The organism is Ligilactobacillus ruminis ATCC 27782 (genome assembly GCF_000224985.1).
Lineage (GTDB): Bacteria > Bacillota > Bacilli > Lactobacillales > Lactobacillaceae > Ligilactobacillus > Ligilactobacillus ruminis.
The window spans coordinates 175,414-189,302 of the sequence record NC_015975.1 but is presented as its reverse complement, the minus strand read 5'-3'; the positions used below and the strand labels follow the sequence as shown (position 1 = coordinate 189,302).

The window sequence follows — 13,889 nt, the reverse complement described above, 5'->3', positions numbered from 1 at the left end:
ATCTTACACTGATAATAACGGAATTTCCCGCCTGATTTGAACGAATTTGTTATAATTTTTTGGGAGGCATTATTTTGAAAAAGATATTAACCGTTATGTTCGCTTTGCTGATGCTTTTTTCAGGCTGTTCTTCTCCAAAAAGCGCCCACGAAAAGAAACGCCATTTAAGGCATTCTGCCCCGGATCAAGCCGAAATCAAGCTCAAATCAATGAACCAAACACAAAAAATCAAGCAGATGTTCATCGTCAGGCCGCAAAATCAGTCCGCCTCTCAAACCGGCGGGATCATTTTGTTTTCACAAGACATGAACGACCCGAAAGCATTGATTTCTTCCTTGCAAAATGCAGCGTCCACACCGCTGCTTGCCGGAATCGACCAGGAAGGCGGAACCGTTTCGCGCCTGAGCGCAAATCCTGCTTTGACTAACAATCGCGCATTTCCGTCCCCAAAAGAAGTTTTTACGCAAAAAGGCCTGAAAGGAACTGCCGACGAAGCCTCGCAAGTGGCAAAAATCCTTCATTCACTCGGCTTCAACTGGAACCTGGCACCCGTTGCCGACGTCAGTCAAAATCAAAACAGTTTCATCTATGATCGCACGATCGGGCAAAACACGAAAACGACCGCTGCTTACGTTGCAAAAACCGTTTGCGCCATTCAAAAACAAAACGTGGCCGCATGCCTGAAACACTTCCCCGGTTATGGCTCTGCCGGTGATACCCATACTGGATTTGCCGAAGAAGACCAAATGGATCTGAAACCCTTTAAGGCAGGCATCAAAAACGGAGCCGACACCGTTTTGGTCGCACACGTCGTGATCAAAAGCGTTGATCCGCAGCTGCCGGCTTCACTTTCCCCGAAGCTTCATGACCTGTTGCGCAAAAAACTCGGCTTCAAAGGCGTGATTGTCACGGATGACCTGGCGATGGGCGCCATCAGGCAATTTGCGGAAAATCAACGTGTCTGCCCGGAAGTCCTCGCCGTCAAAGCGGGCAATGACCTGATCATGAGCGAAAACGTCGATTCCGGAACCGCTGCGATTGAGCAGGCAATAAAAGACAAACAAATTTCTCAAAAGCAGATCAACCAGTCGGTGCTGCGCATTTTAAAGCTGAAAGAAAAATTGGGCTTGTTGAAATAAAAAAAGTCGAGGCGTTTTGCCCCGACTTTTTTATCGTCAAAATCAAGCCCAGTTTCCGTTTCTGAACACGGGCACGACCGTTCCGTCTTCTTTGATGCCGTCAATATTCATTTCGGAAGATCCGACCATGAAATCAACGTGCGTCTTGCTGACGTTGACGCCGTGTTCCAGCAGTTCTTCATTCGACATTTCTCTTCCGCCTTGAACGTTGAACGGATAGGCTGCCCCAAGCGCAAGGTGATCGCTTGCGTTTTCATCATAAAGCGTATTGTAAAAAATAATTCCGGACTGCGAAATCGGCGATTCGTCAGGCACGAGCGAAACTTCGCCCAGAGAATCCGCCCCTGCATTTTTCAAAAGCTCATCCAAAACATCCTGGCCCTTTTCAGCCGTTGCCTCGACAACCTTGCCGTCTTTGAACGAAAAGCGCATCCCTTCCAGAATGTTTCCCGCATAGCTCAACGGTTTCGTTGCCGTGACGTACCCGTTGATTCTGCGATTGTCCGGTGCCGTGAAGACTTCTTCGGTCGGCATGTTGGCCATGAACTTGATGCCGAGACTGTTTTCCTTGCTTCCGCCCGCCCAATAATGATTTTTCGGCAAGCCGATCGTCAAATCCGTCACGGGCGACGTATAATGAAGTTCCTTGAACTGTTCTTCGTTGAGCCAAGCTGCTTTTTCATGAAGCTTTTCTGCATGACGCTCCCATTCTTTGACGGGATCTTCCGTCACGCGAGCCGTGTCGAAAATCTTTTTCCACAGCCTTTCAGTCGCCGCTTTTTCGTCAAGCTCAGGAAAAACCTGCTTTGCCCAGGCAGGACTTGCCGCACCGACCACCGTCCAGGCCAGCTTATGATTGATCGTTGCGTCCATCACAGGTTCGAGCGCATCGTCGCAAGTTTTGTTCCAAGCGGCCACTCGTTTGGTATCGACGCCGGAAAGAGCGTTGGGATCACTTGAAATGACCGAGATTCTGGCCGCCTTTTCGTCTGCGATCCATTTTCCTTCAGCTTTTTCCCAGTCAGGCATGTCGTTTAAGAATTCGTCTGAGGCATTTTCGATAAATTTTCTGTTGATAAAATCGTCGCGCCATTTGACAAATACACGACCGGCACCCGTTTCGTATGCTTTAGCCACGATCAGGCGCGCAAGTTTGGCCTGATCGACGCTGATATACAAAATAACCGGCTGACCCTTTTGAACGTTGACGCCCGTTTTGACAATCAGTTCCGCATATTTTTCAAGTCTTTCATCAAAATCCATTTCGATTTCCCCTTTTCATGTTGATAGGTCAATTATAACAAATGAAAATGCAAAAAAATGCAAACCACTGTTTTTTTGCTTCAATCACTGCATCAACGCCAGACATTCTTGTACAAGGATATTGCTTTTTTATCTGCCACGCCCCGCATATTCTGCAAAAAAATAGCGAAATCCCGTCTAAACGGGACTTCACTATCATACGCTTTAATTCATCAAAGCACCGGTCCACCGGTTGAAAGTGTACCAACGTCCATTGATATATTGTCTTCCATAAAGCATTTGACCATTGCCGTTATAATAGCAGGTCTTGTGCTGATCTGATATCCATTGGAACCCGGTCTTCATCGCGCCCGTGTTCTTATCGAACAGGTACCACTTGCCGCCTATGTGCTGTTGGCCGTATTGCATCTGACCATTGCCGTTATAATAGCAGGTCTTGCGCTGATCTGATATCCATTGGAACCCGGTCTTCATCGCGCCCGTGTTCTTGTCGAACAGGTACCACTTGCCGCCTATGTGCTGCTGGCCGTATTGCATCTGACCTTCGCCGTTATAATAGCAGGTCTTGCGCTGATCTGATATCCATTGGAACCCGGTCTTCATCGCGCCTGTGTTCTTGTCGAACAGGTACCACTTGCCGCCTATGTGCTGTTGGCCGTATTGCATCTGACCTTCGCCGTTATAATAGCAGGTCTTGCGCTGATCTGATATCCATTGGAACCCGGTCTTCATCGCGCCTGTGTTCTTGTCGAACAGGTACCACTTGCCGCCTATGTGCTGCTGGCCGTATTGCATCTGACCATTGCCGTTATAATAGCAGGTCTTGCGCTGATCTGATATCCATTGGAACCCGGTCTTCATCGCGCCTGTGTTCTTGTCGAACAAGTACCACTTGCCGCCTATATGCTGCTGCCCCGTGACTGCCTTGCCCTTTGAATAATAGAACGTCTTGCCGTTGACGGTCTTCCAACCGCTGGAAGCCACCGGCTTGACGATTACGTTTGGCTTGCTTTGCGATTTCAATTCGCCGGTATTTTTGTCAAAGAGACATTTTGAACCGTCAATCGTTTGTTCGCCGAAAACCTTGTGACCATTCTTGTCGTAATAATATTTCTTTCCGTTAAGCGTCAGCCAGCCATGATGCATCGAACCGGTCGACGGATCGAAATAGCAATAATAATTGCCGATTTTTTGCGAACCGTATTGCATCTGACCGTTCGAAGCGTAATAGCAGGTTTTGTTTTGATCTGCAACCCACTGCAAACCGGTCTTCATTGCGCCCGTGTTCTTGTCAAACAAGTACCACTTGCCGTTGATGCATTGCTGGCCGTACTGCATTTGCCCGTTTGATGCGTAATAGCAAGTCTTCTTTTGATCTTCAATCCACTGCAAACCAGTCTTCATTGCACCCGTGTTCTTGTCGAACAAGTACCACTTGCCGTTGATGCACTGCTGACCGTACTGCATTTGCCCGTTTGAAGCGTAGTAGCAGGTTTTGTTTTGATCTGCAACCCACTGCAGGCCGGTCTTCATTGAACCGTCCGATCCGAACAGATACCATTTGCCGTTGATCTGCCTTTGGCCGGTTACTGCATTTCCATTGACGTAATACTTGTTTCCGAACCAACCGTTTGAAACAGAAGTTGAAGGAGCATTCGTCAGCAAGCCGTTGAAGTCAGTCGAAAGATCGAGATTCCCGAACCACCATTTCCACGGCATCCGTGAGGTCGAAGCAAACTGCCATGCACCGTATCCTTGATTGCGCCATTGTCTTTCATAATAGCCGCCCCTTGAAGGCGTGAACGGATATTGAGCCAGCCACGTTCTGGACTTGCCGACCGTTGAAACGACAGCATCCCGATACTTGTAGCCAGCATAAACATAAACCGCATGATTGCGATAGCCGGCATTGTTCAATGTGCGCCAAAACGAATTAAGACCGTTTTTGACCTGATTGTTCAACGTTGCTCTGTCTTCCATATCCGCAAAAATCAGCGTATTCGGTCCAAGACCGAGCTTTCTCAGACAATCCGCCATGTGGTTGCCCTCATTCCAGCCGCTGCCGGAGTTGTTGAAAGTCGCATAATGATAAACCGCAACCTTCAGCCCTGCCTGAATGGCATTTCTGATCTGGTTTGAAGCAGCAGGATTAAGATAACCCCTGCCTTGCGAAACTTTGACGATTACCGTCTTGATTCCCTTTGCCTTGAGCTGCTTGTAGTCATTAAGCGTCAAGCCGCTCTGGTATGACGCGACGTCGATCGCATCCCCGTGCGTATAGCGTCCGTCGCCGATTCCGAAAACATCGCACGTGTCTGAACTTCGCATCACATTTAAAAACGGTGCCTTGACTTCAGTATATTCATTTGCAAAATCCGTTACTTTCCCCTGACTGTCGATTTCGACGTCTCGGCCGCTAGGAACCGCATTAGGCTGTACCGTCTCTGCATTTGCCGGAATCGTCATCAAACAGCCGGCAGAAAGAAACGTTATGAGACTAACAGCAAGTTTCGTATGCCGATTGGTGCTTTGTACTCTTTTTTTCGTCAATAAATAAATCCTCCCTTTTCAAAGACTGTCTCAATCTTAGGGGGCAAAGACAGCCTTTGTTAACCTGTAATCAACTGTAATACGCTATAATATGACTTATTTTAATACATCGTTGTGAACATTGCTTGAAAGTTATTGCAAAATACATCAAACTGTGCTTGAACAAAACTTGCAAAATGGCCTTTGCCTCTATATACTATATATTCGTGAGCAATCACGCGGTGGTTCGCAAACATCCCACCGTAATAAAAAACTAGAAACGAGGTTATCGTTATGTCAAATACTCAAAGCAAGGTCGCAAATCTCGCCAAAGCGGGCGTGGTTGCAGGCCTTTATGTTGCCATTACCTTATTGCTTGCACCGTTTAGTTTCGGTGCCGTCCAGCTGCGCCTGTCGGAATTGTTCAACAACTTGTCCGTGTTCAACAAGCGCTACATCTGGGCCGTGACGCTCGGATGCGCAATCGCCAACCTGACTTCGCCGCTCGGAGTGGTCGACGTCATCTTCGGTTCGCTCGGAACGCTCGTGATGACGAGTCTCAGCTACTACTTGACCCGAAACGTCGAATCCGTTCCGAAGAAACTTGCAATCTGCGTAATCATCTGTGCCCTCATGTCATGGAGCGTTGCTTTGGAACTTTATTTCGTAAGCAAGGCACCGTTTTGGATGACCTATCTGACGGTCGGAATCGGCGAACTCATTTCCATGGCAATCGGGGCCATCATCGTCTACGGAATCAGCAAAGTCATTGACTTGAGCGAATAATTCCGAAGAAAGGAACAAACATGACTTTTGAAGAAATTCTGCCGAAGCTCAAAGCAGGCAAAAAAGCCGTCCGCACAAAAGGCTGGGGCGCCTGTGAAGAATATGTCTTCGTCGTTTCCGGCGACACGCTGAACGGCGAAGAAATCAATCCTTATCTTATGATCAGAACCAAGGAAAAACCGGCGCTTTCACAATTTATGCCGACTTCATGCGACGTCTTGGCAGATGACTGGGAGATCGTTGAATGATGAAAAATTATCCGGAATTTAAAAACGTTTCAGTCATCGTCACTGGCGTTGCTTCCGGAATCGGGCGCGCTCAAGCGGAAAAATTTCTGCTCGAGGGCGCCTTTGTTTTCGGAGGCGACATCAACGATAACGAAGCAGTCAAAAACCTGAAACGACGTTTTCCGCAAACGTTTCGTTTCAAGCTCTGCGACGTCACCGAACTTGAACAAGTCAAGCAGTTTGCTGATGCGGCTCTGCATTTTCTAGGGGGATGCGAAATCTTGCTGAACACGGCCGGAATCCTTGATGCATATAAACCCACCTTGGAAACCGATGAAGAGTTGTGGGACAAGATCATGAACACGAACTTGAAGAGCATCTTTCGCCTGACAAATGCAGTGCTGCCGTCCATGCTGAAACAATCGCACGGTGTCATCATCAACATGGCTTCAATCGCAGGCATGGTAGCCGGCGGTGGCGGGGCGGCATACACGGCGGCCAAACATGCCATCATCGGCTACACCAAACAGCTTGACTACGATTATGCCAAAAGCGGCATCCGTGCCTGCAGCATCGCACCCGGCGCCATCAACACGCCGATGAATGCCGCCGATTTTGCAGGAGATGCTCACATGGCCAGGCAAGTTGCAGAAGAAACGCCAGCTGGCCGTTGGGCCAAACCTGAAGAAGTGGCAGAATTGACGCTGTTTTTGGCGAGCCCGCGGGCCGACTACATTCATGGCGCAAACGTCCCGATCGACGGCGGCTGGGTGGAAAAATAGATAATTTTGAGAAGTCGCAGCGTGGGAGCTGCGGCTTTTTTGTGCATATTTTGGGAGAGAGTGTTAGGGGCGGCAAGTGTTGGAGCTGCGGGGAAGCATTTGGGGCGGTGCAGTCTGGTTGGGATAGTTGCGGGAACTTAATTTGGCCGCCCTGATAGACTATTTTTCCAATTTTTGGGCCTACTTTCGGGGATGCGCGGACCATTTTTAGTGGTCGGTAGACAAATTTCAGACATTTTGCTCGGTTTTTGTCTACTTTTGCCTCCGCGCGCTGGGATGCGCAATGGCATCCGGTTTCTGCTTATTTTTACGGACAAACATTCCCAAACCGTAATCACTTCTTGACGTACTGATTGAGCGTGTGCTGCATTTGAAAAAATAGCTTCTTATACATCAAAAATCAAAAAAGGCCGCATCCCCATGCGGTCTTTGATCATCATCTGTTTACAATGTTTTCATAGACGTTTGTCGTCAGCTTGTAGACTGCAACGTATCCAAGGAACGTTACTGCTAAAGAAACAATTCCAAACTTGACGAGCAGCAACTTGTCATACATCGCCAGTAAGACCAGCATCTTCCGGATGGCCGGAATCGCAAAGCCGACGTTAACGGCCGCACCGATGATCGGGAACATGAAGACTGTCAAAACCTGACTGTTGATGGCTGATTTTGTTTCTTCTCTGCTTAATCCGACCTGCTGCATCGTTTTGAAGCGATCGCGATCTGCGTAGCCTTCCAAAATCTGCTTGTAGTACATAACGACGACGGTAGCGATCAGCATGACGATGCTGACGAAGATTCCGATAAAAAGGAGTCCGCCATACACCTGATTGAATATTTCCGAAACCAATGGGCGATCCGAGAAAGAATCCATATGAATATAAGTTCCTTGGCTGTTTTCCAGTCCCACCGTATATTTTTTCAAGTCAGATTTCTTTCCGGAAATATCGTACCCCATTGCATAAAGCCATTTTCCGGAAATCTGCTCGCAAACCGTCTTGTCTTTTGCAAAAACGAAGATTGGCTTAAAGATTGTCCGTTGATAATCGAAGTAGAAGTCAAAACTGTCAATATGACGTACCTTGTAAGTTTTCCCTTTGATCGTGAGGCGGTTTTTGTCATATCCGCCCTTTGAAGAGCACATCAAAATTTCGTCTTTTGCCAAATGCACGTTTTGCTTTTGAATTCGGTTGTAATCGGCTACCGGCACTGCAAACAGCTGATTTTCGGTGCTCATGTCAACTGTCTTGCTGACAGAATAAGCGCTGCCTGAAAAATTGCCATAAATTGGTCCTGTCATCGTCATGTTGACGTATTTTCCGACCGTGACATGATTGTCTTTTGCCCTGCTTTGAATCATCATTTTGTCGGCATGACTGATCGGCGTTTTCTTGGTCATCACCACGTCGTACGGATTGTAAAGCTTGATCGTTGCTTCTTGCGAGAGGCGCAAGGTTCCGGTCGTCACGATCGCAACAAGCGCCGTCGTCAAAAGCAGGCAGATTGAAGCAAGACTTGCACCGTTTTGCTTCATTCGATAAATCATCCCTGAAACGGAAATGAAGTGATTGCGCCTATAATAGAAGCTTTTGTTTTTTCTGAGCATCTTCAAGAAAATGATCGAAAATGCGATGAAAACCAGGTAAGTTCCGATTACGACAAGAACAACGGCCAACATGAAGCTCTTTACGCCATCCATTGAAACTTTCATTCTGACTGCAATCGCATATCCGGTGCAAAGCGCGACAACGCCCGCAATTCCGAAGATCCATGAGCCGCGCGGTTCTTTTTCTCGCTTATTGGTTGCTTTCCACAAGTCAAGCGGGTTGACCGAGCGCAAGCGCCACAAATCGCCCAAGAGCAATATAAAATACACGGCTGCAAAATATCCGATGCAGATGATAGCTGCGACAGAGCTGAACACCGGCACATTCAAGCGTTCCATCTCAAGCAATTTTTTCAACCCGAGTCCGACGAATTTGACGAAAGTTGCTCCAAAAACAAGCCCCAGAACTGAGCTTGCGGCAAACATGATCGCATCAATGAAAAAAATCATTTTTCCAAGATCAGATCTTGTCATCCCCAAAATGCTGTAAAGGCCAAGTTCGTGATTCCGACGGCGGCTGACGATGCCGTTGATGTAGATCATGAAGAAGAAAGTGATTGCCATGGTGAAGACAAGTCCGATGTTCATCAGCTGAATCAAAAAGGATCCGTAATTTTGCTTTTCAAGACTTTTATTCGTCGTCATTGAAAAGAAAATGTAGTTGATTCCGACCAGCACTGCATTTGCCAAAAGGAACGGCAAATAAAGCTGCAAGTTTTTGCTGATGGTCTGTCTTGCAAGTTTAAGTTTCAACATCCCTTTTTCCCCCTTATTCAGCCGTCAAAACGGTCATGCTGTCCGAAATCTTTTTAGCATAGTCTTTTTGCGACATGTCCCCGCGGTAAAGCTCGTGATAAATGATGCCGTCCTTGATAAACAGCGTTCTGTTGGCGTAGCTTGCGGCCTGCGAACTGTGGGTAACCATCAGAATCGTCTGTCCCTGCCTATTGACTCTGTCAAACAACACAAGCAGGCGCTTCGTATTTTGAGAATCGAGCGCTCCGGTCGGTTCATCGGCCAACAGAAGATCAGGATTCGTGATTAATGCTCTGGCGGCTGCCACGCGCTGTTTTTGACCACCGGAAATTTCGTACGGATAACGATCGAGCAATTGCTCAATTTCAAGCTCCTTTGCCAAAGGTTCAAGGCGCTTTTCCATTTCCTTATGCGATACTTTGTTCAAAACGAGCGGCAAAAAGATGTTGTCGCGATTGTTGAACGTGTCAAGCAAGTTGAAATTTTGGAAGACAAATCCCAAATGCTGACGTCTGAACGCTGCTTTTTCCTTTTCCTTGAGCTTTGACAGATCCTGATTATTGAGCGCGATCTGACCGCCCGTTGCCGTTTCAAGCGTTGCGATGATATTCAAAAGCGTCGATTTGCCGGCACCTGATTCCCCCATGATGGCAACATATTCCCCTTCTTCAACGCTGAATCTGATATCGCGCAATGCGGTAACTTGACTGTCCCCTTTGCCGAATGATTTACTGACATGGTTCAACACTAAAATACTCATTTTTCATACCTCCTGTTTCATTACTCCTTTATTATAAAAAGATTCCCACCGCAATCATAGTTACATGTGCGACAGGAACCTTACAGTTTGTTATTTTTTATAAATCCAGAATCCGATTCAAATCCAGTCTGACAACGGTCCCCGCTCCCAGTTTTGAATCGACCGCAACGTCGATCTTCAAAAATTCGCTGACCCGTTTGACGATATAAAGCCCCATTCCAGTTGCGGCACCGTGCTTTCTGCCGTTTTCACCGGTGAATCCTGCTTCAAAGATTTTTGGCAGATCGGATTGCGAAATGCCGATTCCTTCATCTTGGATGAAAAGCACGCCATCGTTGTACCCGATCATGATCTGCTGATGCGGAGCACTGTATTTGTTGGCATTAACCAAAATCTGCTCCAAGATGAATGACATCCACTTCTTGTCGGTCAAAAGCTTTTCATGCGGCACCGCCACGTCAAGCGTCAGGTTTTTGTCGACGAAAAACGTCATGTTTTCGCGCAAAATCTGCTGCACGAGCTCAAGCAGATCAATCGAAACGAACTCGATGTCATGGTTAAAATCGGACAAACGCTCATAATTAAGCAGCAGATTCAACTGATATTCGGCATTATCAACCTGCTTTTGCACGCGCGCGCTGTCCACGACATCCGCCGCATCGGCCATCAGCTTCAGTGCCGTAAGCGGCGTCTTCATCTCATGACTCCAGACAATCAGATAATCGTAACGCTCTTTGAACTCATGCTCAAGTTTTTGCGCGCGCTGATTAAGATTGTCCTTTTCTTCACTCATCTTGCGCAAGAATTCTCTTTCAACGAGCGTCCTGCCAAAAGATTCGTCAATATTTCCATTTTCAATGCGTCTGAGAATTCGAAACGTCCGCAAGGTTTTAAAAAATGCAGCACCGACCGCTACGAGCCAGGTAAAACGCACGAAGTCGCCGATCAAACTGAATTTCAAATCATAAAGCACGCAAAAAAGCGCAAAGACAGCCACGCAGAACAAATATACGATCAATGTCGACCAGCAGTCCGCCAAATATTTCCTGATCATAATTTTTCCTCCAAGCGATAGCCCTGGCCCCTGATCGTCGTAATCTGGAGCGGTCCTTCAAGAGTCGAAAGCTTGCCGCGCAACCTGCTCAAGTTGACGTTTAGCGCATTTTCGTCGATAAAGTTGTTTCCTTGCCACAATGCCGAAATCATTTTCTTCTTGCTGACCGTCTGGTTTGCATTCAGCATGAGCAGCTTCATGATCAGCCCCTCAGTCGGTGTCAGTCTGACGCTTTCTCCTTGAAAATCCAGATCGTTGGTCAACAAATTGAGTTCGCAGCCAAATTTTTCCAGACTCTTTTCCTGCACTGCATTTACACGGCGAAGCACGGCCTGAACCTTCGCCGTCAAAAGATCCATCGCAAACGGCTTGACCAGATAATCATCCGCACCGATCATCAGCGCCCTCACGGCATTTTGATCAAAATCGGCGGCCGAAATAAAAATAATCGGCACCTGTGAAAAGGACCTGATCTGCTGCGTCCAGTAAAAACCGTCATACATCGGAAGCGTAATGTCCATCAAAATCAAAACGGGATCGGCTTTCTTGACTTCCGCTATCATGTTGTCCCAGTCCGAAACGCCGGTCACGTCGTATCCCCACTTTTTCAGTTCATCATGAACGGCCTGAATGATATCTTGTTCATCTTCAATAATAAATATCTTCCTCATTGTTTCTTCTTTGTTCCTCCACATGGGTATAGTGTACCACGGATCGAAACGTGCACGCTTGCTTTTATTATTTCTGGGAGTGTGGTTTTGGTGCGGACGACTGAGTCAGGTCTGTTTTCGGATCTGCGCGCTGTCTTCGTCGGGGCGGTAGACAAATTTCAGGCATTTTAATCAATTTTTGTCTACTTTTGCCTCCGCGCGCACCGATTTCGGTCGGGTCGGTAGACAAATTTCAGACATTTTGCTCGGTTTTTGTCTACTTTTGCCTCCGTGCGCACCGATTTCGGTCGGATCGGTAGACAAATTTCAGACACTTTGCTCGGTTTTTGTCTACTTTTGCCTCCGTGCTCACCGATTTCGGTCGGATCGGTAGACAAATTTCAGACACTTTGCTCGGTTTTTGTCTACTTTTGCCTCCGTGCGCACCGATTTCGGTCGGATCGGTAGACAAGATTCAGACATTTTACTCGTTTTTTGTCTACTTTCGATACCGCGCGCACCCATCGGCCGGCTTTTGCTCCGCGGGCACTGCATCTAAACATCCCGCAAACACGCAAAAAAGCGCCCGGCCACTTACAGCAACCCGACGTTTCTTGTCAAATATCAAACATATAATTTCCAATCCGGTTCAAACGAAAGCAGCGCGCTCTTTTTCCCCGCATATGACCAAAGCGACGGTTTCATCGACATCCGTTCGATGTGAAGACGCGGAAAATCAGTATGCAGTTTTTCGTCAATGATGCTCCAGTCAGAAGCTGCCGTTTCATCATACATCATGCCGAAAGAAAAATCGCTGCCCATCAGGCGCAGCTGAAATTCGAGTTTTTCAGCAAGATCTTCATAAGTATTTTTCATCAGCAAAACTTTTCCCTCAAGTTCAAGACAGCCGTCCTCATTGAAACGCAACAAGGTTTTGACCGGAACGACGCTTGGAAGATGGTTTGAGATGTGCCCCGTCTTAAGCAGAGTATGCACATCGTTTACGAACAGGTACGTTTGCTGAGATTTTCGAAAAACGGCCAACTTGCTTAAGATGTCTTCCGGAGAAAATCCTGCTTTGGCAAGCGCGCATGCAAGCAAGACCTGATGCTTTTGCGAAATCCCTGTAGCACGCGAGTCAAACACATAAAGCGGAATCGGGCATTCGCGCATGTTCGAGTATGTGACAAGGTTGCCTCCAAGTCCGGAAATTCCGCTTGAAATATGGATGGCAACGCATGCATCATAGCCTTGTTCGCTGAGTTTGTGCACAATTTCGCCGATTTCCTGCAGAGAATTCTGCCCCAGGCTCAAGATGTCTCTGGACAATTTGGCACGGCGAATAATCGTTTCGTCAGAAGCATCGAGGCTCTCGCGATACTCTGCATTTCCCAGTGTTATTGGCAAATGCAGAGTCGCCACATGCAACGCGGCGGTTTCGGTCGGCGTCAGTGCCGCAGAACTGTCCGTTAAAACAGCAATCTTCATTTTAAACACCTTTCACTTTTATAATACTTCCATTCTAACACAAACCAGCCAGATACCAACCGATAAAAGCCGCAACAGGACCGAAGATGCCGCTCAAAACAAAGTAGGAACAGGCCTTGCTCCAGGCTTTGTTTCTGATCAGCGTCAACAGCTCGACGTTATAAGTCGAAAACGTCGTATAGCCGCCGAGAATGCCGGTCCCGACAAGAAGCGCAACCTCAGTATCCTTGACGATTCCAAGCAAAAAGGCTCCGGTCAGATTGATGATGAGCGTTGCAATCGGAAAATTCGTGCCAAGTTTTCCTTTGATGAATGCAGTCAGGTTATAGCGAACAAGTGCCCCGATTGCTGCACCGATGCCCGTAATTATCATAATTTTCCTCCCAATGCGCAGCCTAGTGCCGCAAAAAGCAGGCCACCGCACAAGTTGACTAGCCAATACGTTACGCCGATCAAAACGGCTCCTTGCTGCAAAAATGCCACCGTTTCAAACGAAAACGTCGAAAAAGTGGTCAACGCTCCAATCATGCCGGTTCCTAACCCGGTCGTCAGCCAGGACGGCCACTTGGCACGTTTGATAACGAAAAACGTTATGAACGACAGCAAAAAACATCCGCACAGGTTGGCAATCAATGTCCCCGCCGCACAGAAATCCTGTGACAGCACGTATCGCATTGCTCCACCGAAAAATGCAAAGCATGCAACGCTGATATTTTCAGCCAGTTTCACAAAAATCACCCCATGACTACTAAGTATACTCCTGTCACCTGTTCATGTCGACATTTCAGAGATCCACGACAATTTTGACTCATTTTTCACGCAAAAAAGAGGCTGAGAAAAAAGTCCAGT

At 47.4% G+C, this 13,889-nt stretch carries 13 protein-coding genes and 1 riboswitch; of the genes, 4 read left to right on the top strand and 9 right to left on the bottom strand.

Annotation, left to right across the window (positions count from 1 at the left end; all coding sequences use genetic code 11):
• Positions 1-95: 95 nt before the first annotated feature.
• Complete coding sequence (locus tag LRC_RS00875; RefSeq protein WP_014072776.1) at positions 96-1,139, top strand: glycoside hydrolase family 3 protein; 1,044 nt, start codon at positions 96-98, stop codon at positions 1,137-1,139.
• Between the two features lie 42 nt (positions 1,140-1,181).
• Here the strand turns inward: LRC_RS00875 and LRC_RS00870 are convergent, their stop codons facing one another.
• On the bottom strand, positions 1,182-2,402 hold the full coding sequence (locus LRC_RS00870; RefSeq protein WP_014072775.1) for an aminopeptidase: 1,221 nt from the start codon (positions 2,400-2,402) through the stop codon (positions 1,182-1,184).
• Positions 2,403-2,606: 204 nt separating this feature from the next.
• Entirely contained in the window at positions 2,607-4,868 is a 2,262-nt protein-coding gene (locus LRC_RS00865) for a GH25 family lysozyme (protein WP_014072774.1), read from the bottom strand.
• 299 nt (positions 4,869-5,167) lie between these two features.
• A riboswitch (PreQ1 riboswitch) is annotated at positions 5,168-5,215 on the top strand.
• 10 nt (positions 5,216-5,225) lie between these two features.
• Here LRC_RS00865 and LRC_RS00860 point away from each other — a divergent pair.
• Genes LRC_RS00860 through LRC_RS00850 form a run of 3 tightly spaced genes read left to right on the top strand, consistent with a single transcriptional unit; the run spans position 5,226 to position 6,726 of the window.
• Positions 5,226-5,717, top strand: a complete 492-nt coding sequence (locus LRC_RS00860) for a QueT transporter family protein (RefSeq protein WP_014072773.1) — start codon at positions 5,226-5,228, stop codon at positions 5,715-5,717.
• 20 nt (positions 5,718-5,737) lie between these two features.
• Positions 5,738-5,965 carry a DUF2829 domain-containing protein gene (locus LRC_RS00855; protein WP_014072772.1) on the top strand — a complete coding sequence of 76 codons (228 nt, stop codon included), beginning with the start codon at positions 5,738-5,740 and terminating at the stop codon, positions 5,963-5,965.
• Positions 5,962-6,726 (top strand): 3-oxoacyl-ACP reductase, encoded by a 765-nt coding sequence (locus LRC_RS00850; protein ID WP_004563740.1) that lies wholly within the window; start codon positions 5,962-5,964, stop codon positions 6,724-6,726. Before LRC_RS00855 ends, LRC_RS00850 begins: the two co-directional genes overlap by 4 nt.
• Positions 6,727-7,162: 436 nt before the next feature.
• On the opposite strand, the gene LRC_RS00845 is transcribed toward LRC_RS00850, so the two are convergent.
• The 7 genes from LRC_RS00845 to LRC_RS00815 all read right to left on the bottom strand — a co-directional run bounded on the left by LRC_RS00845 (position 7,163) and on the right by LRC_RS00815 (position 13,769).
• Positions 7,163-9,088, bottom strand: a complete 1,926-nt coding sequence (locus LRC_RS00845) for an FtsX-like permease family protein (RefSeq protein ID WP_014072771.1) — start codon at positions 9,086-9,088, stop codon at positions 7,163-7,165.
• 13 nt (positions 9,089-9,101) lie between these two features.
• Positions 9,102-9,848, bottom strand: coding sequence for an ABC transporter ATP-binding protein (locus LRC_RS00840; RefSeq protein WP_041819762.1), 747 nt, complete (start codon positions 9,846-9,848; stop codon positions 9,102-9,104).
• A gap of 97 nt (positions 9,849-9,945) precedes the next feature.
• Positions 9,946-10,902 carry a sensor histidine kinase gene (locus LRC_RS00835; protein WP_014072769.1) on the bottom strand — a complete coding sequence of 319 codons (957 nt, stop codon included), beginning with the start codon at positions 10,900-10,902 and terminating at the stop codon, positions 9,946-9,948.
• Positions 10,899-11,573 (bottom strand): response regulator transcription factor, encoded by a 675-nt coding sequence (locus LRC_RS00830; protein WP_014072768.1) that lies wholly within the window; start codon positions 11,571-11,573, stop codon positions 10,899-10,901. The genes LRC_RS00835 and LRC_RS00830 overlap by 4 nt, the downstream gene beginning before the upstream one ends.
• A 603-nt stretch (positions 11,574-12,176) precedes the next feature.
• A complete protein-coding gene (locus tag LRC_RS00825; protein WP_014072767.1) occupies positions 12,177-13,040 on the bottom strand; it encodes a DegV family protein in 864 nt (287 codons plus the stop codon).
• A gap of 34 nt (positions 13,041-13,074) precedes the next feature.
• Positions 13,075-13,413: a fluoride efflux transporter CrcB gene (gene crcB / locus LRC_RS00820; protein ID WP_014072766.1), complete on the bottom strand. Its 339-nt coding sequence runs from the start codon at positions 13,411-13,413 to the stop codon at positions 13,075-13,077.
• The gene (locus LRC_RS00815; protein WP_014072765.1) at positions 13,410-13,769 is read right to left on the bottom strand and encodes a fluoride efflux transporter FluC; all 360 of its coding nucleotides are present in this window, start codon (positions 13,767-13,769) and stop codon (positions 13,410-13,412) included. Before LRC_RS00815 ends, crcB begins: the two co-directional genes overlap by 4 nt.
• Between the last annotated feature and the right edge of the window lie 120 nt (positions 13,770-13,889).